Annotated in this window: 21 protein-coding genes; 15 read left to right on the top strand and 6 right to left on the bottom strand. The window is 27.4% G+C overall.

What is annotated here, in order from left to right:
- The first annotated feature begins 244 nt into the window (after positions 1 to 244).
- From CINS_RS05905 to CINS_RS05890, 4 genes are all read left to right on the top strand, one after another.
- Complete coding sequence (locus CINS_RS05905) at positions 245 to 1,390, top strand: MBOAT family O-acyltransferase (RefSeq protein ID WP_331852885.1); 1,146 nt, start codon at positions 245 to 247, stop codon at positions 1,388 to 1,390.
- Positions 1,391 to 1,398: 8 nt separating this feature from the next.
- Entirely contained in the window at positions 1,399 to 2,454 is a 1,056-nt protein-coding gene (locus tag CINS_RS05900; protein ID WP_039651423.1) for a hypothetical protein, read from the top strand.
- A 113-nt stretch (positions 2,455 to 2,567) separates the two neighbouring features.
- Entirely contained in the window at positions 2,568 to 2,870 is a 303-nt protein-coding gene (locus CINS_RS05895; protein ID WP_039650677.1) for an HU family DNA-binding protein, read from the top strand.
- Positions 2,871 to 3,107: 237 nt separating this feature from the next.
- Positions 3,108 to 4,493, top strand: a complete 1,386-nt coding sequence (locus CINS_RS05890; RefSeq protein ID WP_039650676.1) for a replicative DNA helicase — start codon at positions 3,108 to 3,110, stop codon at positions 4,491 to 4,493.
- A gap of 19 nt (positions 4,494 to 4,512) precedes the next feature.
- On the opposite strand, the gene mgtE is transcribed toward CINS_RS05890, so the two are convergent.
- Both mgtE and CINS_RS05880 read right to left on the bottom strand, forming a co-directional pair.
- Positions 4,513 to 5,856 carry a magnesium transporter gene (gene mgtE / locus CINS_RS05885; RefSeq protein WP_039650674.1) on the bottom strand — a complete coding sequence of 448 codons (1,344 nt, stop codon included), beginning with the start codon at positions 5,854 to 5,856 and terminating at the stop codon, positions 4,513 to 4,515.
- A gap of 1 nt (position 5,857) precedes the next feature.
- Entirely contained in the window at positions 5,858 to 7,015 is a 1,158-nt protein-coding gene (locus CINS_RS05880; protein ID WP_039650672.1) for a peptidoglycan DD-metalloendopeptidase family protein, read from the bottom strand.
- Positions 7,016 to 7,131: 116 nt separating this feature from the next.
- On the opposite strand from CINS_RS05880, the gene CINS_RS05875 reads away from it, so the two are divergent.
- Genes CINS_RS05875 through CINS_RS05865 form a run of 3 tightly spaced genes read left to right on the top strand, consistent with a single transcriptional unit; the run spans position 7,132 to position 10,048 of the window.
- Positions 7,132 to 7,851 (top strand): plasminogen-binding N-terminal domain-containing protein, encoded by a 720-nt coding sequence (locus CINS_RS05875; protein ID WP_039650670.1) that lies wholly within the window; start codon positions 7,132 to 7,134, stop codon positions 7,849 to 7,851.
- 2 nt (positions 7,852 to 7,853) lie between these two features.
- Positions 7,854 to 9,236: a gycolate oxidase, subunit GlcD-related protein gene (locus tag CINS_RS05870; protein ID WP_039650668.1), complete on the top strand. Its 1,383-nt coding sequence runs from the start codon at positions 7,854 to 7,856 to the stop codon at positions 9,234 to 9,236.
- Positions 9,236 to 10,048: a YihY/virulence factor BrkB family protein gene (locus tag CINS_RS05865; RefSeq protein WP_039650666.1), complete on the top strand. Its 813-nt coding sequence runs from the start codon at positions 9,236 to 9,238 to the stop codon at positions 10,046 to 10,048. The genes CINS_RS05870 and CINS_RS05865 overlap by 1 nt, the downstream gene beginning before the upstream one ends.
- Here CINS_RS05865 and CINS_RS05860 read toward each other — a convergent pair.
- From CINS_RS05860 to CINS_RS05845, 4 genes are read right to left on the bottom strand one after another with little or no spacing between them, the layout of a single operon-like run.
- Positions 9,995 to 11,254, bottom strand: coding sequence for a ComEC/Rec2 family competence protein (locus CINS_RS05860; protein ID WP_039650664.1), 1,260 nt, complete (start codon positions 11,252 to 11,254; stop codon positions 9,995 to 9,997). The genes CINS_RS05865 and CINS_RS05860 overlap by 54 nt on opposite strands.
- Positions 11,251 to 11,814: a DedA family protein gene (locus CINS_RS05855; protein WP_039650662.1), complete on the bottom strand. Its 564-nt coding sequence runs from the start codon at positions 11,812 to 11,814 to the stop codon at positions 11,251 to 11,253. The genes CINS_RS05860 and CINS_RS05855 overlap by 4 nt, the downstream gene beginning before the upstream one ends.
- A gap of 8 nt (positions 11,815 to 11,822) precedes the next feature.
- Complete coding sequence (gene rny, locus CINS_RS05850) at positions 11,823 to 13,376, bottom strand: ribonuclease Y (protein WP_039650660.1); 1,554 nt, start codon at positions 13,374 to 13,376, stop codon at positions 11,823 to 11,825.
- Positions 13,309 to 13,929, bottom strand: coding sequence for a 5-formyltetrahydrofolate cyclo-ligase (locus CINS_RS05845; protein WP_039650658.1), 621 nt, complete (start codon positions 13,927 to 13,929; stop codon positions 13,309 to 13,311). The genes rny and CINS_RS05845 overlap by 68 nt, the downstream gene beginning before the upstream one ends.
- 65 nt (positions 13,930 to 13,994) lie before the next feature.
- Between CINS_RS05845 and CINS_RS05840 the strand changes: the two genes are divergently transcribed.
- The 8 genes from CINS_RS05840 (at position 13,995) to CINS_RS05805 (ending at position 23,031) form a co-directional block, all read left to right on the top strand.
- Entirely contained in the window at positions 13,995 to 14,534 is a 540-nt protein-coding gene (locus CINS_RS05840; RefSeq protein WP_039650656.1) for a TlpA family protein disulfide reductase, read from the top strand.
- Complete coding sequence (gene ftsY, locus CINS_RS05835; RefSeq protein ID WP_039650654.1) at positions 14,534 to 15,400, top strand: signal recognition particle-docking protein FtsY; 867 nt, start codon at positions 14,534 to 14,536, stop codon at positions 15,398 to 15,400. The genes CINS_RS05840 and ftsY overlap by 1 nt, the downstream gene beginning before the upstream one ends.
- A 103-nt stretch (positions 15,401 to 15,503) precedes the next feature.
- Entirely contained in the window at positions 15,504 to 17,285 is a 1,782-nt protein-coding gene (locus CINS_RS05830; RefSeq protein ID WP_442861391.1) for a motility associated factor glycosyltransferase family protein, read from the top strand.
- A gap of 33 nt (positions 17,286 to 17,318) precedes the next feature.
- Complete coding sequence (radA, locus tag CINS_RS05825) at positions 17,319 to 18,656, top strand: DNA repair protein RadA (protein ID WP_039650653.1); 1,338 nt, start codon at positions 17,319 to 17,321, stop codon at positions 18,654 to 18,656.
- An 83-nt stretch (positions 18,657 to 18,739) separates the two neighbouring features.
- On the top strand, positions 18,740 to 19,420 hold the full coding sequence (locus CINS_RS05820; protein ID WP_039650651.1) for a F0F1 ATP synthase subunit A: 681 nt from the start codon (positions 18,740 to 18,742) through the stop codon (positions 19,418 to 19,420).
- Positions 19,421 to 19,526: 106 nt separating this feature from the next.
- Entirely contained in the window at positions 19,527 to 20,945 is a 1,419-nt protein-coding gene (gene gatB / locus CINS_RS05815) for an Asp-tRNA(Asn)/Glu-tRNA(Gln) amidotransferase subunit GatB (protein ID WP_039650650.1), read from the top strand.
- Positions 20,945 to 21,847 (top strand): NAD(P)H-dependent glycerol-3-phosphate dehydrogenase, encoded by a 903-nt coding sequence (locus CINS_RS05810; protein ID WP_039650649.1) that lies wholly within the window; start codon positions 20,945 to 20,947, stop codon positions 21,845 to 21,847. The genes gatB and CINS_RS05810 overlap by 1 nt, the downstream gene beginning before the upstream one ends.
- Entirely contained in the window at positions 21,844 to 23,031 is a 1,188-nt protein-coding gene (locus tag CINS_RS05805) for a dihydroorotase, subgroup IIa (protein WP_039650648.1), read from the top strand. The genes CINS_RS05810 and CINS_RS05805 overlap by 4 nt, the downstream gene beginning before the upstream one ends.

Raw genomic sequence — 23,031 nt, 5'->3', positions numbered from 1 at the left:
CAAGTTTATTTTTTTATGCATTCTGGAAGGTTGAATATGTGTTCATATTATTATTTTCAATGTTTGTAAATTATAATATTGCAAATATGCTGTTAAAAAGTAGTTTGCTGAAAAAAAAAGGGGGGGGGTAGTACTTGGCATAATATTTAATATAACTTTACTTGGATTTTTTAAATATACAGATTTTTTACTAGAAAATTTCAACACCTTTTCAAAACTTATTAATTTAAATTTTAACATACCATTGCCGCACATACTTTTACCACTTGCTATATCTTTTTTTACTTTTCAGCAAATTGCATTTTTAGTTGATTGTTATAAAAAAAACAATATAGAAGACTTAAAAAATAAAAATGGATATAAAATAAATATCATAGACTATTCTCTCTTTATAACATTTTTTCCACAACTTATAGCCGGTCCTATAGTTCATCATAAGGAAATGATGTCACAATTTAATAAATTATCACATAATAAATTTCTTGTAAATTGGGAAAATACGGCAAAAGGTTTGTTTATATTTTCTCTTGGTTTATTTAAAAAAGTTTTTATTGCAGATTCTTTTGGCAAATGGGCAAATGCTGGATTTGGTATAGTTGAAAATGGTGAATTTTTGAATATTATAGCAGCTTGGTTTGTATCATTGTCTTATTCTTTTCAGCTTTATTTTGATTTTAGTGGATATTGCGATATGGCTATAGGACTTGGATTATTTTTTGGTATAAAACTTCCTGTAAATTTTAATTCACCTTATAAAGCTTTAAATATATCTGATTTCTGGAAAAAATGGCATATAACATTAGGGAAATTTTTTAAAGTTTATATGTATATACCACTTGGAGGAAATAAAATTTCTAAGATATTAAATTTAAGAAATCTTTTTATAGTAGCTTTTATTAGTGGTTTTTGGCATGGAGCTAGTTGGGGATTTATTATATGGGGAATTTTGCATGGATTGGCTATGGTTATTCATAGAATTTATACTTTTGCAATACCAAATGCACATTTTAAAGAAAATATCATCTATAAAATATTTGCTTGGTTTACAACTTTTAACTTTATAAATGTATCTTGGATTTTCTTTAGAAGTGAAAATTTGCAAGGTGCTATAAATCTTTTAAAATCGATGTTTGGTATAGTTTGGGTAGATTTGCCGATAAAATGGTATAGAACTAAAGAAACTTTGCTAGATATTAATGGCAACAATGAAACATTTTTTTATATCATAATTGCTTTTATAATATGTTTATATTTTAAAAATAGTATCTATTATATGGAAATAATTAAACCAAATTACAAATTTATATTTTTAACAGCTTTTAGTTTATATGTGGAGTTAATAACATTATATTCGGCTTCTTATATAGAATTTATATATTTTAATTTTTAAGGTGTTTTATGAGTTATAAAAAAGTTGTTTTATTATCTTTGACTTTACCTTTACCGATTATCTTTATATTTATTATTTTACTTTATATTTATGATCCTTTGCAGCTTTATCACGAGCCATTGTTTAGAGAAAAGACTTGGCATAGTGATATGAGACTTCAAGCAAAAAGTATTATAGATAATAATGATTTTGATTCTGTGATAATTGGCTCATCTATGCTTGAAAATACTTCAGTTAAAGAAGCTAGTGATAAATTAAATAGTAAATTTATGAATTTATCTTTAGCGGCTAGTACATTTCATGAAAGATTTATTATATTAGAATATTTAATTAAACATAAAAAAATCAAAAATATTATTTATTCTTTGGATGGATTTTCTTTAGTGAATGGAGATAAAATTCGACCAAATATCAAAAGATTTGATTTTCTTTACGATGATAATATTATGAATGATTTTAAGTTATATTTAAATAAACATTTCATTCTATGTGCGATATTTTTTTCTCATAAAAAACAATGCATAGGAAAACAGATAGATGTTTATAATTTATTGCAGTGGGAGGAAAATCAAAAAACTTTAGGTGCTTTGATTTTAAACAGTCCAAATATTAAATTTTCTAAAAATAAAGTGTCATATTTTGGACAATCTTATATTGATAATAGTAAATATTTAAATCATTTTTTATTAAAGATGATGATTGAAAATAAAGAAATTAATTTTCATTTGATTATTCCAACTCAGCCTAGAATATTTTATAAGTTAGAAAGCTATAGAAATTATTTTAGTCAAGATGATAAATATTTTCTTTCACTTTATAAAAATATACAATTTCTTATTGAACAGACGAAAAAATATCAAAATATAAAAATTTATGGTTTTGATGATTTAGATTATGCTGATAATATTGCAAACTATAAAGATTTTGTTCACTATAATGTAGATATGAATTCAATACATCTTGATGCTATTAAATACCACAAACATATTCTAACTAATGAAAATATAGATAAATACTTTAAAATAATGGAAGAAAAAATTAATAAATATAATTTAGAATTTTAATTGAGCAAAATAATGGAGGTAGTATCAAATAAATAAGGAATTTACATAAAAACTCTTGCAAAAGCTTGATAAATGTGCTAAACTTAAGGACCATTTTGAAAAAGGAGTTTTTTATGACTAAAGCAGATTTCATTTCTCAAGTTGCTCAAACTGCAGGGCTAACTAAAAAAGACGCAACTGCTGCTACAGATGCTGTTATTGCTACTATTAGTGATGTATTAGCAAAAGGCGATAGTATTAGCTTTATAGGTTTTGGTACTTTTTCAGTAGCTGAAAGAGCTGCTAGAACAGCAAGAGTTCCAAGCACAGGAAAAACTATTAATGTTCCTGCTACTAAAGTTGCTAAATTTAAAGTAGGAAAAAATCTTAAAGATGCAGTTGCTGCTGCTAAAGCTGCAAAAAAAGCTAAAAAATAATTTTTAAGCAAGAGCTAGGACTCTTGCGTTCTTTTGTCTAATTTTAAAATTAATCTCAACTTATTTTTATTACTTACAAAGTTTACTAAATTTTTAAATTTACATGTGATTAAAATTAATTTTTGAAGTTATAATAAGATATTTTTTTCTATAATTTCAGTCTCAAAGCTATGAATTTTTATATTTTAATAATATTAAAAATAGGTAAAAGCATAAAAATATTTTAATGGAGCAAAGATGAACCAAAACAATGAACATTTTGACTTAGACTTAGAAAGAGCGATACTTAGTTCATGTATTTATAGCGAAGATTCTTTTTTTAGTATATCTTCAGATGTAGAAGTTAATGATTTTTCCCTTAAGGCTCATCAAGATATTTATAAAGCTATTTTAGCTTGCGTTAATGCTGGAGAACCTATAAGTGTTAGTTTCATAAGAAAACATAAAAAAATCGATGAGCAAGTATTAAGTGAAATTTTGGCGACTACTTCTATTGCTGATGTGAGTAAGTATGCCCATGAATTAAGGGAAAAGTCAATCAGAAGACAGCTTTTAAATTTTGCTTATACTATACCTATGAGAGTTAATGAAGATAAAAGTATTTCTCAAATATCAGATGAAATTGGTAAAGAAATTTTTAATTTAACCAATAGAGTTAATACTAATAGTATTAAAGATATGACTATGGTTTTATCAGAATTGGTTGAAGAATTTAAAAAACAAAAAGAAGCTGAAAATAAAGATATCTTAGGACTTGATACTGGCTTTAGTGAATTAAATAAAATGACAAAAGGTTTTAAAGCTGGAGATCTTGTTATTATAGCAGCACGTCCTGGTATGGGTAAAACAACTATTTGTTTGAATTTTATAGAAAAAACTCTAAAACAAAATAAAGGTGTGGTGATGTTTTCACTAGAAATGCCTGCGATGCAAATTATGCAAAGATTAATTAGTGCAAAAACTTCTATACCTTTACAAAAAATCTTAATTGCAGATTTAAATGATGATGAGTGGAGCAGGGTAAGTGATGCTTGCGAAGAGTATTCTCAAAAAAACCTTTATATTTATGATAATGGATATGCAAGTATAGCTGATATTCGTTCAGTTTTAAGAAAAATTAAAGCTCAAGATGAGAGTGTAGAACTTTGTGTAGTTGATTATATAGGTCTTATGATGAGCAATTCAGCATTTAATGATAGACATTTGCAAGTAAGTGAAATTTCAAGAGGGTTGAAGCTTTTGGCAAGAGAGTTAAATATGCCTGTAGTAGCACTTTCTCAATTAAATCGTTCATTAGAAAGTCGGGCAAATAAACGTCCTATGCTTAGTGATTTAAGAGAAAGTGGTGCTATAGAGCAAGATGCTGATACTATATTATTTGTATATAGAGATGAAATTTATCGAGAGCAAGAAGAAAAAGAAAGAGAAAATAAGGCGAAAATAGAGGGAAAAAATTATGAAAGAAAATTTATGCCAAATCCTGTTCAAGAAAAAGCTGAGTTAATTATAGGAAAAAATAGAAATGGACCTGTTGGGCATGTAGATTTATTATTTTTAAAAGAAAAATCTTGTTTTATAGAAGCTCCAAAAGAGGAATTTATTGTAACTGATTTTGAGGGTTAAAAAACAAATGCTGATTTTATTATAAAAGTATCATTTTTGCTAGAAGTAAAAAACTAAAAAATCCTAATGCATCAGTAATTGCTGTGATAACTACACTAGACCCAACTGCTGGGTCTATTTTGAGTTTTTTTAATGTTAAAGGTACGAAAGAACCTATAAAGCCAGCTAGCGCTAAATTGATAAGCATAGATAAAGCGATTACAAGTCCTAGCATTAGTGTTTTAAACCATACAAAGGTTATAATACTCATGATACCAGCAAAGATAAATCCATTAAGCAATGAAATACCGCTTTCTCTTAAAATAACTTTTTTAGCATCTTTAAATTCAACTTCGTTAAGTGAAAGCTTTCTTACTGTAACAGCTAAAGCTTGTGAGCCTGTATTGCCTCCCATAGAAGCAACAATAGGCATCAAAACAGCTAAAGCTACTAATTGCTCAATTTCTCCTGAAAACAAGCTTATGATATTAGCTGAAATTAATGAGGTTGTAAGATTGATCATCAGCCAAAAAGCCCTTGCTTTAGCAGCTTTTAAAGCGCTTTCTTCTTCAACTTCTTTATCAACGCCAGCTAAGTTATAAATTTGTTCTGTTGCATTATCTTGAATTAAATCATGTATATCATCATAAGTAATTCTTCCTAAAAGAATTCCTTCATCATTTACAACAGCTAAAACACTTAAATCATAATCTTCAACCATATCAATAGCCATTTGTATATCATCGTGATCTTTGACGCTATAGCTTTGATATTTTTTATCATTTTCTTTAATAATATCAGCGAAACTTAATTTAAAATCCCAAAGTAAAAGATCGCTTAAATTTATAGAATTGCAAAGTTTTCCATTTTCATCAGTAATATATATCTGAAAAATTTGATCTATTTTTTCACTTTTTTTTAGTATCCTATATCTTTTGATAGCTTTTTCTATGCTTTCATCTAAAAATGCCGTGAAAATCTCAGTTTGCATATAAGCACCAGCTGTATTTTCGTCATAATTTTTCAAACGAAGAATTTCTTCTTTATCTTCAGAACTTAAACGATTTAGTATTGTAAGAGTTTTTTGCGGATTTAATTCTTCAAAGCGTTTAATTAAGTCAGTAGCATCATCACTTTCTAATTCTCCAACCGCTTGAGCTATTTTTGTGATACTTAGGTATTCTAAAATATCTTCAAGTATATATTCGGGTGTGATAGTAGCTACATTTGCTAAAGTGAATGTATCAAGAGAATTTAAAGTTTGTAAAAAAAGCTCTTCATTATGCCTTTTGATAGTTTTTAACGCTTCATTAATCTCATAAGTGCTTTGGGAGCTAGAAATATTTTTTAAAAGTTCTTGTGCTTCTAAAAAATCATGAGACATATTAAAGCTCCACTGAATTTTCTATGTTTTGTTCTTTTGGTGGATTTTTGAAATCTTCTTTTATATTATCAAGGATATTTTGATAATCTTTAGATATTTTTAAAAATTCCTCTTTATTTGTACCGCTTAAGCTTGATTTTGGAATTTTTACTATAGTTTCAGGATTAATTGCTTTGTTGTTTAAATAGAGACCAAAATGCAAATGAGGACCAGTACTCATACCAGTTGATCCTACGTAAGCTATTACTTGACCTTGCTTGACTTTTTGATTACGCTTAATTTTTGCAAAGCGACTAAGATGAGCGTATAAAGTCATATAACCCGAAGTATGCTTAATTTGTATTACTTTTCCATAACCACCTTTGGTCCCAATGAAACTAACAACCCCATCCCCGGCACTTTTTACTGGAGTTCCTGTAGGTGCTGCGTAATCTATTCCTAAATGAGCTCTATATCTTTTTAAAATAGGGTGATATCTTGCTTTTGTAAAGCGATCTGAAATTCTAGTGTATTGTACAGGTTTAGTTAAAAAGAAATTTTCTAATTCTTTTCCTTGAGCATTGTAGTAAGAATCTTTATATAAAAAAATAGAATACTCTTTTCCTCTTATGTTAGCCAAAGCCGCATTTATACTAATGTCGCCAAAAAGTCTTCCTAAACGTCTTTTTTGTTCATAAATTAAAATAACGCTATCGCCTTTTTTTACATTTTTAAAATTAACACTATTTTTAAAGGCACGCACCATAGCTCGTGCTAAAGTTACACTTCCACTTTCATCATATACATCTTGATAAGCAGAATTATTAATAGCTACTCTTAATGTTCTTTTTTCTTTAATATAAGAAATTGGAGTGAAGCTAAGAACAAATTTATTGTCTATGTTTTTATAGATATGAATTTGTAAATCATCACTAATTGGTATTAAAACTTGTTCGAGATTACCTTGATCATCTTTTAACATTTGATATTTTACACCACTTGCAATTTCTGCACTTGATTCTTTATCTTCTGTATCCAAATTATAATAAAGATTAAGCGGGATAGAATGATCTTGTAAAAAGTCAAGTAAGGTTTTGCCATCTTCCCATGAAAGTTCTTCTACGCTTGAAAATGCAAATAATTTTATTGAAAGAAATAAAGATATAAAAAATTTTTTCATAATTAAAAAATAAAACCCCTAAAATAAAATAAATTTGTATTTTACTTAATTTTTCTTACAATTTTGTAAGGAAAAGACATTATAATTTACTTTTTATATCCTAAAAGGAGATGCAATTGGTAAGATTGATTATAATGAGTTTGTGTTTTGCGGTGTTTTCGTATGCAAAAAGCTTTGATTTGATACAAACTAAACTAGAAAAAGTTGAAGATATTTATGGCTATGTACAAGATGATCCTAGAATTTTAATGCATTCTAGTGGTATTGTGGTTCATAGTATTGAAAATCAAGATTCCATTATTGCAAGAGTGAGTGTTGTAGGACGTGAAAACGGCTTAGTAAAGCTACAATTTAAAGTATTTGATATGTTGACTCAAGATGCTATGCCTTTACCAAATGTTTTACCAGAGATTGATGATAAGGTAGTTTTAAATTATCTTTATGATAGAGCTTTAATCATAGCTCCTGATAAAAAAGTGTATGATTATATCGCACAAAAATTTAGTGATTTATATTTTTTGCATCCTGATTTATTTGGTGCTCATATGATACAAGAATATCGTCAAACTCCAAAAAGGTTAGATTTTAGATCGTTTTGTTCAAAAAATGCAGTAGGGCTTTTAGTTGTTGCTTTAGAAAATAAAGCTGAGTTAGTCGACTGTCAGGATTTTGAAAAATTACAAGAGATTGAAATTCCGCAAGCACAAGGTTTGCAGATACCATTTTATTCAAGAATTAGTGGATATAAAAGTGATATTTTTAGTTTGAATGATGAAGCTATAGAGAATTATTATATTTATTATAAAAATTTAATTAGCTTAACTAGAGAACAATAAAAATGCAAGAAAGTCATAAAAGGTTTTTCCAAAATTTATTAGGAAAAGATAATGTTTTCTTCGATGAAATACATAAACGAGCTTATAGTTATGATGCGACAAAAAATCACTATTTACCAGATGGCGTGCTTTTTCCAAGAAATGAAAACGATGTTAGTGAAATTTTAAAATATTGTAACAAAGAAAATATTATCATAATTCCTAGAGGTTCAGGTTCTGGTTTTACAGGTGGAGCCTTGGCTGTTAATGGTGGTATAGTTTTAAGTTTTGAAAAACATATGAATAAGATTTTAGAAATTGATCTTGAAAATTTAGTTGCTGTAGTAGAACCTGGAGTAATTAATGCAAAATTACAAAAAGTACTAAGTGAATACAATTTATTTTATCCACCTGATCCTGCTAGTATGGATTATTCTTCAATAGGTGGTAATGTAAGTGAAAATGCTGGTGGAATGAGAGCTGCAAAATATGGCATCACTAAAGATTATGTGATGGCTTTAAGAGCTGTCTTGCCTAATGGAGAAGTTATTAGAGCTGGTAAAAAAACAATAAAAGATGTAGCAGGTTATAATTTGGCCGGAATCTTAATAGCTAGTGAAGGATCTTTAGCTGTACTTACTCAAATTACACTCAAACTTGTAGCTTTACCTAAAATTAAAAAAACTGCCATGGGAATTTTTGATAGCATAGATGATGCTATGAATGCTGTTTATAAAACTTTAGCAAAAGGTGTTACGCCAGTATCTATGGAATTTTTAGATCAATTAAGTATTCAAGCGCTTGAGCTTAAATTTAATAAGGGTTTGCCAGTAGATGCAGGAGCTATTTTAATTGCTGATGTAGATGGAAATGTGGAAGAATCTGTAGAAGCAGATTTGAAGATATTGCAAGAGAATTTTTTAGATTCTAAAGCTAGGGAATTTAAAATTGCAAAAGATGAGCAAGAAGCTGCAGATATTTGGTTTGCAAGAAGAAACTGCTCCCAAAGTGTTGCAATGTACGGGAAATTAAAGCTTAATGAGGATATTACAGTGCCTCGTGCAAAATTACCAGAGCTTTTAAAAGGAATATCTGAAATTTCTAAAAAATATGATTTTAAAATCCCTTGTTTTGGTCATGCAGGCGATGGAAATGTTCACACTAATGTTATGGTAAGTGATAAAAATAATTCTGAATTAGTAGTAAAAGGTTATGAGGCAGTAGAAGAAATTTTTAAACTTACGGTTTCTTTAGGAGGGACTTTAAGTGGAGAGCATGGTATAGGAATTTCTAAGGCTCCATTTATGAAATTGGCATTTAATGAAGCTGAGATGGAATTGATGCGAAATATAAAAAAAGCATTTGATCCAAATAATATATTAAACCCTTTTAAAATGGGTCTTTGATGAATTTTAAAAATATCTTAAAAATATTTTTATATCTAAGAGATAAAGAAATTTTAAATTATGCTGCGGCCTTGAGTTTTTATACTATTTTATCTTTAATCCCACTTTTGTTTTTGTGTTTTTGGGTTTTTACCCAAATTCCAAGTTTTGAAATATATCAAGAAAAAATTAAAAATTTAATTTTTGCATTTTTGATTCCAACTCAACAAGAATTAATAATAGGCTATATAAATACCTTTTTAAAAAATAGTGTTAATATAGGCTTAATAGGACTTGTAGCTATGGCCATCACTTCGCTTGCGTTTTTTTCAGGTTATGATTATGTGGTCAATAAACTTTTACAAGAAGAAACTAAAAATTTATGGCATAGTATTAGTTCTTATTGGACTTTAGTTACTTTAACACCTTTAGGATTAGGTCTTAGTTTTTATATTTCAGGCTTGATACAAAAGACATTAGATGATTTTAATATTGGTTTAAATTTTTTTGAAATTTTACCTTATGTTATTATTTGGGTTTTATTTTTTATATCATATTCTAGTTCATTGAATAAAAAAGGTAGTGTAAAGCTTTTACTTATAATTTCTTTTGGCGCTTCTGTTATATGGTATATTTCTAAAACTATTTTTGTGTACTATGCGGTATATAATAAAACTTATTTAAATGTGTATGGTTCTTTTTCTGTTATTTTATTTTTCTTTTTATGGATATATATTTCGTGGATAATTTATCTTTTGGGTTTGAAAGTTTATATTTTATTAGATCAAGAAAATAAAGGGAATAAACCCAAGAGAAACTACAAAAAGAGCTAAATATTTGTTAAAAATAGCAAATAGCGACATTAGTAAATAAGCTAAATAAATATAAAATGAAATTTTAAAATTAATGCTGTAAAATTTTATATCAAAAAAATAGATTAAAATATTATCTAAAAAATTTCCATATCCAATAATATGAAGCAGTAAAACTAGAGGGTAAAATATTATAAATAAAATACTAAGAGGAATAGCTAGAAATTGTTGCAAACTAAGTAAAGGGAAAAAATATAATACTGGTAATATCATAGCTAGAAAAGTCCAAAAGTTTAACAAAATTATGTGAGTTAGATTTGAAAAATAATTTTTAAAATGATGAATATATAAGTAAATATAAAAAACTCCTAAAATTGAAAATAAAAATCCTACACTAAAGATTAATTGTGGAAAAATACTTATACATAAAACTATGCTCAAAAATAAAAAATTAAAGCTTAAAATATTTATATTTTTGCAATAAAAATAAAATCCAAGTAAAGCCATGCACAAAGCTCTTATATAAGAAGGTGGAAAATTGATCAAAAATGTATAAGATATTAAAAGTGTAAAAACTAATAAACTAATATCAAATTTCAAACTTCTATAGGGAAAATATCTTTTTTGAAAAAAAGCATATATAGGTGTAAAAATAAAAAAACAAAAGCTAAATAATAATCCTAAATGATATCCACTAATTGCTATTAAATGTGCTATACCATAAAAATTTATATCCTGACGTAGTTGATATGAAATACTTTTAGCAAAAAACAAAGCTCCATAAAATTCTATTATTTTTGAATTTTGATGTTGATTTAAAAAATATCTAGTAATAAAATTATCTTGTTTGATGGATGTTGTTTGGTTGATATCATAACTTGGCGCAAAAAAATTTTTACTCAAATAATCTTTAAAATTTACATTTTTTGTGATAATTCTAAGATTTATGCGTTTATTTCTATCTAAATCTAATATTTTATAATCTAGAGTATAAAGGGTAAAATCAGAATTTTTAAGCTTTAAAATTTGATATCTTTTTCCATTTGTATTTTCTTTAATATGACTTGAAATAATTATATTATCTTTAAGATAAAGATGTTTAGTGAGTTTAAAATTTTGATAATGTTTATATTCGTAAAAAAGATTAAGTAAAAGAATAATTAAAAAGCAAAGAAATAAAATGCTAAATTCTCTATAATTTTTAAATACAGAGAATTTAAAATTCATTTTTTCTTAGAAAATTTTGATAAATATAACCATATGATTAAAGCGAGAGTAATTATAAAAATAGGTGCTATATATGGATAGTGAGAAAGTATTTCAAAAATATCTTGCAAGGCATTGCCAAAAATAAATCCAACATAACCCAAAGCAATAGCCCAGATTAAACTTGCTACGGTATTAATAATAACAAATCTTACAAAACTGAATTTACAGAGTCCAGCAGCTATAGGAATGATGGTTTTAACTCCATATATAAATTTTTGTATGATTAAAAGTAAATCGCCATATTTTTTAATCTTAATCATAGCAAGAGCGATTTTTCTTCTGTGATTTTTAAAATAGGGCATAATATCTTTTTTGTAGTACTTTCCAAGTATAAAAAGCAAGGTAGAACCTAAGGTGTTTGCTAAAAAAGCTAAAAAAATACACCAATGCAAGTCAAGTTTGGTTGAGCTTGCACAAAAGACACCAGCAGCTAAAATAGCTACCATGCCACCACCAAAAGAATAAAAAAATAAAATCAAATATCCATAAGTACTAAGATTATCAATCATTTCTTGCATATTTAGCCTTATTTTGCGTAATCAACCGCTCTTAATTCTCTAATGACATTGACTTTAATTTCACCAGGATATTGAACTTTTTCTTGAATTTCTTCAGCAATTTCTTTGGCTAAAAGTATAGATTCATCATCATTAACTAATTTTGCATTAACAATAACTCTTATCTCTCTACCAGCATTAATAGCATAGGCTTTTTTAACTCCTGACTTATTTTTTGCTATGTCTTCAAGTTCACTTACTCTTTTTAAGAAGGCTTCTAGTACTTCTCTTCTTGCCCCAGGTCTTGCTGCACTAAGAGTATCTGCTGTACAAACTGCAGCTGATTCTATACTAAAAGCTTCTTCATGACCGTGATGCGCGTAAATAGCATTAATAACAACAGGATGTTCTTTATATCTTTTGCAAAGTTCAGCTCCTAAATCTACGTGTGAACCTTCAAATTCATGAGTTAAAGCTTTTCCTATATCGTGTAAAATTCCAGCTCTTCTAGCTAATTTTTCATCACCACCGCATTCTGCTGCTATGATTCCAGCTAAATGTGCTACTTCTAGAGAATGCGTCAAAGCATTTTGTCCATAACTTGCTCTATATCTTAACTTACCTATAAGTTTTACAATTTCAGGATGAATATTGTTAAGTCCTAAATCCATGACGATAGTTTGACCTTCTTCTAAGATATTATCGTCAAATTCTTTGCATACTTTTTCGTGGATTTCTTCGATTCTTGCAGGTTGAATTCTTCCATCTTCAACTAAAAGTTCTATAACTTTCGTTGCTATAGCTCTTCGATAAAGATTAAAACAACTGACTATAATAGCTCCTGGAGTATCATCTATGATGATATCTACTCCTAAAACCATTTCTAAAGTTTTAACATTTCTTCCTTCTTTTCCTATTATACGACCTTTTAATTCATCGTTTTTAATATTAACAACATTGATTAATCTTTCAGCAGCAAATTCTCCAGCAAATCTTGAAGTAGCTTGTGCTAGTATATAATTAGCCTTTCTTTTAGCTTCAGTTTTAGCTTCTTCTTCATATTTTCTAATTATATGAGCAATTTCATCTCTTGCACTCTCTTCTGTTTTTTGCAAAACTATAGCTTTAGCTTCTTGTTGAGTAAGACCTGCAGAATGTTCAAGTATTTTTAAAACCTCATCTAATTTTTGCATATAAGTTCGTTTTAGATTTTCATTTTCTTCTGTTAGAGTTTTAATATTTTGTTTTTCTTTAATAAGACTAGTTTTATTTTCTTCATTAAGTTTTTCTTGATGAAATAAATTTTGTTCTTTTTTATTGAGTTCTTCCATTTTCATAGAATGTTCTCTATGAAGTTTTTGAATTTTTTCATCAAATTTTTTCTTAGCACCAAATTCGGCTTCAGCTACGGAATTTTTAGCATCTTTTAATATTAACTCAGCTTCATATTCTATAGCTTTTGCTTTTGCTTTTGCTTGTTCTAAAAAGATGTTGAAATTTGCATCGTGAATCTTTTTAGCGACTACATATCCAATCCCTCCGCCTATAAAAACGGCTATTAATGCAACTATAATTTCTATCATTTTTATTTACTTTCCTAAAATATTTTTTATAAGGGTTAATATAAAAATCACCTTTTATGTCATGATTTTCACATAAATTTTCTTTAATTTTGCTATTAATTATTTGTACAAAAATAATTTTAGGTTTTTTATGAGTAAAATTTGCAAAAAATCTATCATAAAATCCTTTCCCATGACCTATTCTCTTAAAATTTTCATCTACACCTATGACAGGAACGATGGCTATATCTACACGAGAATGCAAAAAGGAATTTTTTGGTTCATATACCCCAAAACTCTTTTTATCAAGAGTTAGCCTTAATTTTACTACCTTTAAACTTTTATCTTGCATAAATGGAACAAAAATTTGATATTTATTAGAAAGTAAATGCCTAAATCTATAAATATCAACTTCATGTTTTAAAGGTATGTAAATTAGTATGTTTTTTGTTGTTTTTAGCATTTTTAAAATTTTGATTATTTCTTTAAAAATAATAAAATTTTTTTTATATTGAAATTTTATTCTTTGATTAGTTTTATTTTTTTGAATTTGTCTAAAAATATTTTTTGTCAAAGGCTTCCTTAGCTTTTTACTTTTTATGTTATAATTTTAAGCTTAAATGATCATAAGGATAATGCTTGAAGATTAATTTTTTTTTAGTAATTTTTATATTAGTTTTTTTTAGTGCTTGTTCGAGTGAAAAAGAAGATACACAAGAGATGAATGGTGCTAGTTTAACGCAAAGTGAAAATGTGCATTTTACTTTAAAATTTTTAGATGATAAAAAATTATTTGTCAATTATCAAGATCAAAAATTTGATTTTGATGATAATTCTAAAGCAAAATTATTTGTATTTTTTACTTCGTGGTGTATACCCTGCAAAGCAGAAATTGCACATTTAAATAATTTACATAGAAAATATAAAGATGGATTGGATATTATAGTACTTTTTTTAGAGGAAAATAAAGACAAAGAAATACTTGAATTTATACAAGAAAATAAAATAACTTTTCAAGCAGGATCAGGAGAAAATAGTCTCATTTTTTCTAAGATTTTAAATATAGGCTCCATCCCCACAATGGTTTTATTTGACACAAAGGGCCAGAAAATAAAAGAATACTTAGGACTAATTCCTGAAGAAATGTTAGATATAGATATACAAAAAGTGATAATGTGATGTTTGGATTTTTAAAAAATGGTTTAAAAAAGACTTTAGAGAGTATAAATTTAGTTAAAGCAGACAATAAAATTGTTACAAAAGAATTATTAGAAGAAATGCTATTAGAAGCTGATGTTGCTTATGAAATAATAGAAGAAATTATTTATTATTTACCACCTAATGATGAAGTAAAAAGGGCTGATTTAGAGCGTGTAATGGGAACTTATTTTATTTATGATAAGCCTGAATTTTCCAGCGATAAGCCTTTTGTAGATTTAATTTTAGGAGTTAATGGGGTTGGAAAAACTACAAGCATTGCTAAGATGGCATTTTTACACAAAACAAATGGTGAAAAAGTTATACTTGGAGCTTGTGATACTTTTAGAGCTGGAGCTATTGAACAACTAAAACTTTGGGCACAAAAACTTGATATGGATATTATAGCCACTTCTCAAGGACACGATCCATCAGCAGTTGCCTTTGATACCATCTCTAAAGCATTGGCTAAAAAATACGATAGAGTTATTTTAGATACTGCGGGTAGATTACAAAATCAAAAAAATTTGGCTAATGAATTAGAAAAAATTGTGCGTATTAGTGCTAAAGCTATGCAAGGCGCACCACATAGAAAAATACTTATTCTTGATGGCACGCAAGGAGTATCTGGAATTTTGCAAGCTAAAGCTTTTAATGAATTAGTTCAACTTGATGGTGTTATTATTACAAAACTTGATGGTACTGCTAAAGGTGGAGCATTATTTAGTATAGCTAGAGAATTGGAGCTTCCGATATTTTATGTTGGTATAGGAGAAAAAATGGAAGATCTTTGTGAATTTAATGTCAAAGAATATCTAGATGCTATTTTGGAACCTATTTTTAAATGAGTATATTATCTAAAAATTTAGCATCATTAAATAATCCTTATTTATTAGATCAACTAAGAAAAATACAAAATAATAAATTTCAAAAAATAGATAATGGGGGGGGATCAATCTAAATTTTATAAATACTAAAACTAATATAGCAATTTATGACAATCTAGACTCATATTTACAAGAAAAAATAAAATTTTATCAAGAAAAATATTTGTTGTATCCTGTGTTATATTTTTATGGGTTTGGAAATGGAATCTTGTATAAATGTCTTTTAAAAAATCAAAATTTAAAACATATTATTGTTTTTGAAGATGATTTAGAATTATTGCAAATTGCACTGAGTAATTTTGATTTTTCTCAAGAGTTAAAAGAACAAAAAATTATTATTTTAAATAGCGATATTGATAGTTCAGATTTGATGATTTTATTTCAAAAATTTCCTTTTTTTAATTTTTTGAGAGTATATGATATGCATTTGCATAGTGATTACTATAGCGACGTTCAAACAAAAATTTTAAAACTAAATGATAAAATTTCACAATGTATAAAAACTATCATTTTATATCAAGGAGATGATATAGGAGATACAATTCAAGGAATTGCACAATTTACTTATAATATGTCAAAAATGATTACTGGTTTAACCTTGCAAAGTTTACTACAAAACAGAAATAAAAAGTCAAAATCAGCTATTATAGTTTCTACTGGACCATCTTTAACAAAGCAACTTCCTTTGTTGAAAAGATATCAAGATAATTTTAGTATATTCTGTGTAGATAGTGCTTATTCTATTTTGGCTAAAAATGAAATTAAACCTGATTATGTTTTAATGAGTGAACGTAGTGAAATGACAGCTGATTTATTAAAACAAAATTATGAAAATATAGATAAAAATATAGTATTTATTTTGTTGACTCTGGTGCATCCTTTGGTTATAAAGTATCTAGAAGATACAAAAAGACAATACACTTTGACACCTTATACAACAAAATTTATTGATAATTTAAATTTAGATAGTTTTGGAAATTTGTCAGCTGGTAGCACAGTGGCACTTAATGCTTTGCATTTAGCATGTGAATTAAGCCATGAAAATATTATATTTATAGGACAAGATTTAGCTTATGCAAATGATGGTACCTCCCATCCTAAAGAGTATATTTATGGTCCAAATTATGAAAGTTATACAGATAAAGAATCTGCTAAAGCTTATGGCGGTGATGGTATTGTGGTTACTCATAGATTTTGGAATATATTTAGATTAACGATACAAAATTATATAGCTAGCAAAGAAGGTTTTAAATTTTATAATGCTACTGAAGGTGGGGCGCATATTGAAGGGACCATAGAAAAACCTTTTAAAGAATGTTGTGAAGAATTTCTAGATAAAAAAATAACTAAACCTTTTGAAAAACCTGTATCATTAGATAAAAATATGCAAAATGATTTGTTGATACAAAGTTATAATGAAATAAAAAATAACATAAAATTTAGTAAAGGTTTTATTGAAGAATTTCAACTTCATTTAGATAACTTAAAGCAATACAATCAAAAAATCTATCAAATTTCTTTGTTTGAAGAAAAGAAAAAAATGATTATGCAAACTATGCAATTTTTAGATACTTCTAAAATAAAACTTGACGAATATTGCAAAAGTTTTTTATATGAGTTTATCAGACCATTTTTGCAACAATTTGAATTTAATTTAGCAAGAATTTATGTAATAAATCCGAGAAATAATGACGAATGGTTAAATAAAAATTTAACTTGGATAAAAGATCATATATTTTTATTTGAAGTTTTAATTCAAAATATAAAATTTACAAATGAAGAAATACTTAAAAATATTATCCCTTTAGAAGAAGAAATAGTAAAAAGAAATCTTAAAGATATTTAATTAAAATATGAAATCATAATTTTAGGTAGTTTAATGGCTAAAAAACATATTTTATTTGAATGTCAAGCTTGTGGTAATCAGCAAACAAAATGGCTTGGAAAATGTCCTGATTGTGGTGCTTGGGATAGCTTTGTAGAATTAAAACAAGAACAAATAAAAGTTTTAAAAGAGCTTGAAAATATAAATAAAAGCAATCTAGCAGTTTGTATTAACGATGTAGAAGAAGAAAATTTTATCCGAATTTCTACTCAATATAGGGAACTTGATTTAGTATTAGGTGGTGGATTGGTTATAGGTTCTTTGACTTTAATAGGAGGTTCCCCAGGAGTTGGAAAATCTACTCTTTTACTTAAGATTGCTTCAAATTTAGCTAAAAATGGTAAAAAAGTCTTATATGTAAGTGGTGAAGAAAGTAAAGCTCAAATTAAACTCAGGGCAAATAGATTAGAGGCTAATGATAAAAATTTATTTTTGCTAACTGAGCTTTGTTTAGAGGATATTCTGAGTGAACTTTTAAAAGATCAATATGAAATTTTAATTATCGATTCTATACAAACAATTTATTCTAATAAAATTGCTTCAGCAGCTGGTAGCGTAACTCAAGTTAGGGAAATTACTTTTGAATTAATGCGTTTTTGTAAAGCTAGAAATATAAGTACTTTTGTTATAGGCCATATTACAAAAGATGGAGCGATTGCTGGTCCTAGAATTTTAGAACATATGGTTGATGTAGTGCTTTATTTTGAAGGTGATAATAATAAAGAAATTCGAATTTTACGTGGTTTTAAAAATCGTTTTGGAAATATTAGTGAAGTCGGAATTTTTGAAATGACTTCTAAAGGATTAATTAGCGCAAAAGATATTTCGAATAAATTTTTTACTAGAGGTAAAGCAGTTAGTGGTAGTGCTTTGAGTGTTGTTATGGAAGGATCAAGAGCATTGATTTTAGAAATTCAAGCCTTAGTGTGCGAGAGCACTTATCCAAAAAGAAGTGCTACAGGTTATGAAAAAAATCGTTTAGATATGCTTATAGCGTTACTTGAGAGAAAACTTGAAATTCCTCTTGGGAGATATGATGTTTTTATAAATGTTAGTGGTGGAGTTAAAATCAATGAAACAGCAGCGGATTTAGCAGTAGTTGCCGCCATTATTTCAAGTTTTAAAAATAGACCCCTAAGTAAAGATAGTGTTTTTATAGGAGAGCTTAGCTTAAATGGTGAAATTAAAGAAGTTTTTTCACTTGATGTAAGATTAAAAGAAGCGAAGATGCAAAATTTTAAAAATGCTATTATAGCAAGTGATCCTTTGGAAAAAATAGGATTAAAATGCTTTGTTGCAAAGGAATTGCGTGAAGTATTAGAATGGATGTAGTTTGTAAAAATATTTTTTCATTAAAATATAAGAAAAATTGTTTTATAATAGTTGCTTTTGAATATTCTAGCTGAGGTTTTTTAATGAAAGATTTATTTTTATTTAGTTCTTTTATCGATACTAGTCATACTTTTGCTTATTTTTTTCATCTTGCTATAGTTGTTGTAATTTCTTTGGTTTTGGCTAAATTTGCTACAAAATCAATGCAAATCGTTCCTAGAGGAAGTCAGAATTTAGCTGAGGCATATATGGAAGGTATACTAAGCATGGGAAGAGATACCATGGGAAGTGATGAAGCTGCAAGAAGATATTTGCCACTTGTTGCAACTATAGGTTTTATGGTATTTTTTAGCAATTTAATAGGTATAATACCTGGCTTTGAAGCTCCTAGTGCTAGTTTGAATTTTAGTGCCACTTTAGCTATTATCGTATTTTTTTATTATCATTATGAAGGTATTAGAACTCAAGGAATTTTTAAATATTTTGGACATTTTATGGGCCCTGTAAAAATTTTAGCCCCATTGATGTTTCCTATAGAAATTGTTTCCCATATTTCAAGAGTTATTTCTTTATCATTTCGTCTATTTGGAAATATAAAAGGAGATGATTTATTTTTAGCTGTTATTTTAGCACTTGTACCTTGGGTAGCTCCTTTACCAGCTTATATACTTTTAACTTTTATGGCATTTTTGCAATCATTTATTTTTATGATATTAACTTATGTTTATTTAGCTGGTGCTACTGTAGTTGATGAACAGCACTGATTTTATAAAAAGCAATAAAATGCTTTTTATAACTCTTCTTTGATTCTTTTAAACTCTTTTTGAAATAAAACACGATAAAATAAAAACAAAATTCTAAGGAAAATTAATGTTTGAGGTAGTTATAGGGTTAGAAGTTCATGCACAATTAAATACTAAAACTAAGATTTTTTGTTCATGTGCAACTTCTTTTGGAGAAGAATCAAATACAAATGTTTGTCCTACATGCTTAGCCTTACCAGGTGCTTTGCCTGTTTTAAATAAAGAAGCAACAACTAAAGCTATAGCTTTTGGTAAAGCTATTAATGCGACAATAAATCAAAAAAGTATATTTAATAGAAAAAATTATTTTTATCCTGATTTACCAAAAGCTTATCAAATTTCACAATTTGATGTGCCTATAGTTGAAAACGGAGAACTTTTTATAAATATAAATGGTGATAATAAGCGCATAGGTATTACAAGAGCTCATCTAGAAGAAGATGCAGGAAAAAATATTCATGAAAGTAATTTTTCAAAAGTTGATTTAAATAGAGCAGGTACGCCTTTGCTAGAGATAGTGAGTGAGCCTGAACTTAGAAGTTCTGATGAGGCTGTAGCTTATCTTAAAAAATTACATTCTATTATAAGGTTTTTAGATATTTCTGATGCAAATATGCAAGAAGGAAGTTTTAGATGTGATGCAAATGTAAGTATTAGACCAAAAGGAGATACTAAACTTTATACTAGAGTAGAGATAAAAAATTTAAATTCATTCCGCTTTATACAAAAAGCTATAGACTATGAAGTAATGCGTCAAAGTCAAGCTTGGGAAGATGGTGTGTATGAAGATGAAGTATTTCAAGAAACAAGATTGTTTGATACTGTAAATTTGGTTACTAAAAGTATGAGAGGTAAAGAAGACTCTGCAGAATATAGATATTTTCCAGATCCTGATCTTTTACCCGTAATCTTAAGTGATGATATGTTAAATATAAAAATTCCAGAATTGCCAGATGAAAAAAAGGCTAAATTTATTGATAAATTTGGTATAAAAGAAAGTGATAGTGAAGTTTTAGTTTCTTCTTTAGAGCTTTGTAGATATTTTGAATATTTAATAAGTCAAAATTTAAGTCCAAAATTATGTGTGACATGGCTTACGACAGAGCTTATGGGGCTTTTAAAAGGTGATTTAACTATAGAAAATTCACCTGTCAAACAAGAAAAATTAGCCTTGCTTATTCGACGTATAGAAGAGGGAGTAATTAGTGCTAAAGCAGGCAAGGATATACTTGCATATGTGTTTGAAAATGTAGAGATTGACATTGATGATGCCATAGAAAAACTTGGATTAAAACAAGTTAGTGATGATGGTGCAATTGAAAAAATTATTGATGAAATTTTACAATCTAATGAAGATAAAGTTGCTGAATATAAAAGCGGTAAAGATAAACTTTTTGGATTTTTTGTTGGTCAAGCTATGAAAGCAGGCAAAGGAGCATTTAATCCTAATAAGGTAAATGAAATTCTAAAAGCAAAGCTTGGATAATGAAAATAGCAGTTATTGGTGCAGGCAAATGGGGAAGTGCCTTATATGACGCTTTAAGCGTACATAATGAATGTGTGATTACTTCATATCACAATAAAGATATTCCGAATTTTGTTAGTACTGATATCGCTTTAGAATGCGAATACTTAATTTTTGCCTTGTATGCTCAAGGTTCTTATGAATGGTTAAAAAATAATTTTAAAGACTGCGATCATAAAATTTTGGTTGCTTCTAAAGGTATTGATTTTAAAAGTTTAAAATTCATGGATGAAATTTTTATGGATTTCATAGCCAGTGATAGAATTTGTTTTTTAAGCGGCCCTTCTTTTGCTTTAGAGGTTTTAGAAAAAAAACCATGTGCTTTAGTTATTAGTGGAAAAAATAAACAACTTTGTAGCAAATTTTCATCCTTTTTTCCAAAATATGTAAAAACTTATATAAGTAATGATGTTAAAGGTGCTGAAATTTGTGGAGCATATAAAAATGTTTTAGCTATTGCTAGCGGTGTATGTGATGGTTTAAAATTAGGAAATAATGCGCGAGCTTCACTTGTATCAAGAGGTTTGGTTGAAATGCATCGTTTTGGTAGATATTTTAATGCAAGTGAAGAAACTTTTTTAGGATTGAGTGGAGCAGGAGATTTATTTCTTAGTGCTTCAAGTCCACTTTCTAGAAATTATAGAGTGGGTTTTAATCTCGCACAAAATAAAAATTTAGAACAAATTTTGCAAGAATTGGGTGAAGTTGCAGAGGGAGTGCAAACAGCATTTGCTATTCATTCTTTAGCGCAAAAATATCAGATTTATACTCCCATTGTTAATGAAGTAGTTTTCATGTTAAATGGTAAAAACATTCAAAAATGTGTAGCTGATTTAATGTTATCAAAAGAGGAAATTCAATGATTTTAAAAAATGCAAGAATTTATGGCGAAGAAAAAGTTGATATTCAAATTCAAGATGGTAAAATTATTCATATAGATAGTTTTATTAGTGATAAATCAGATTTAGTTATTGATTTAGAAGAAAAAACTCTTTTGCCTTCTTTTATTGATTTAAATGTCAATTTATTAGATAATGATTTTGAATTTGATAGCTTGGTTGCTTTAGAAAAACAATGTTTGAGTGGAGGTGTTTCTACTATAGTTTTAAGAGATAGTTTGGATGTTAACACTCAAGGATATAAATTATATTTTGATAAATTAAAAACTTTAAAAATTAATATTATTCCTACTATAAAAGTACTAGATAAAGAAAACAAAATGAAAGATATATCAATTTTGTTAGATAGCGGTGCAAAAGGATTAGAAATTCAAAGTAATATAGAATCAAATTTTTTAAGACAAAGTATGCAATATGCTAAGATGAAAGATAGTTTAGTGTTTATAAAATGTTTTGATGAAAAATTTGATGACCACGGTGTTATGAATGATGGTAAGATGAGTTTTGAATTAGGGCTTATTGGTATTAGTGATATAGCTGAAAGTAGTGAAGTTGCTAAAATGAAAGAAATTTCAGAATTTTATGATGTTAATGTGAATTTTGACGCATTAAGCTTAACTCGATCTTTTGATTTATTGCAAGATAAAAATAGTGAAATTTCTATCCATCATTTATTAAAGAATGATAATGCATGCGATAATTTTAATACCAGTGCAAAAATTTTACCTCCTTTAAAAGATCAAAAAACGCAGACAAAATTAAAAGAATATTTTTTAGATTATAAAATTAAATTTTTAACTTCATTACATTCTCCTATCTCGACATCAAAGAAGAATTTGGCTTTTGATGAAGCTAAATTCGGAGTTGATGCTATTGATATGTATGTTAGTTTATGTTTTACTTATTTTGTGCAAAATAATTTATTAAGTTGGAAGAAACTTTGCGACTTTACAAGTTATAATCAAGCAAAATTCCTAGGATTGAATAAGGGAAAGATAGCAATAGGGTATGATGCAGATTTTATTATCTTTGATGAAAAATATAAAAAAATAATAGATAATGAATATTCTTTATATCATAATGAAGAAATCTGCGGTATTGTTACACATTCTGTAATTAATGGAGAAATAATAAAATTAAATAACTAA

The sequence above is a fragment of the Campylobacter insulaenigrae NCTC 12927 genome, from assembly GCF_000816185.1.
Lineage (GTDB): Bacteria > Campylobacterota > Campylobacteria > Campylobacterales > Campylobacteraceae > Campylobacter_D > Campylobacter_D insulaenigrae.
This window is presented reverse-complemented; position numbering and strand designations above follow the sequence as displayed.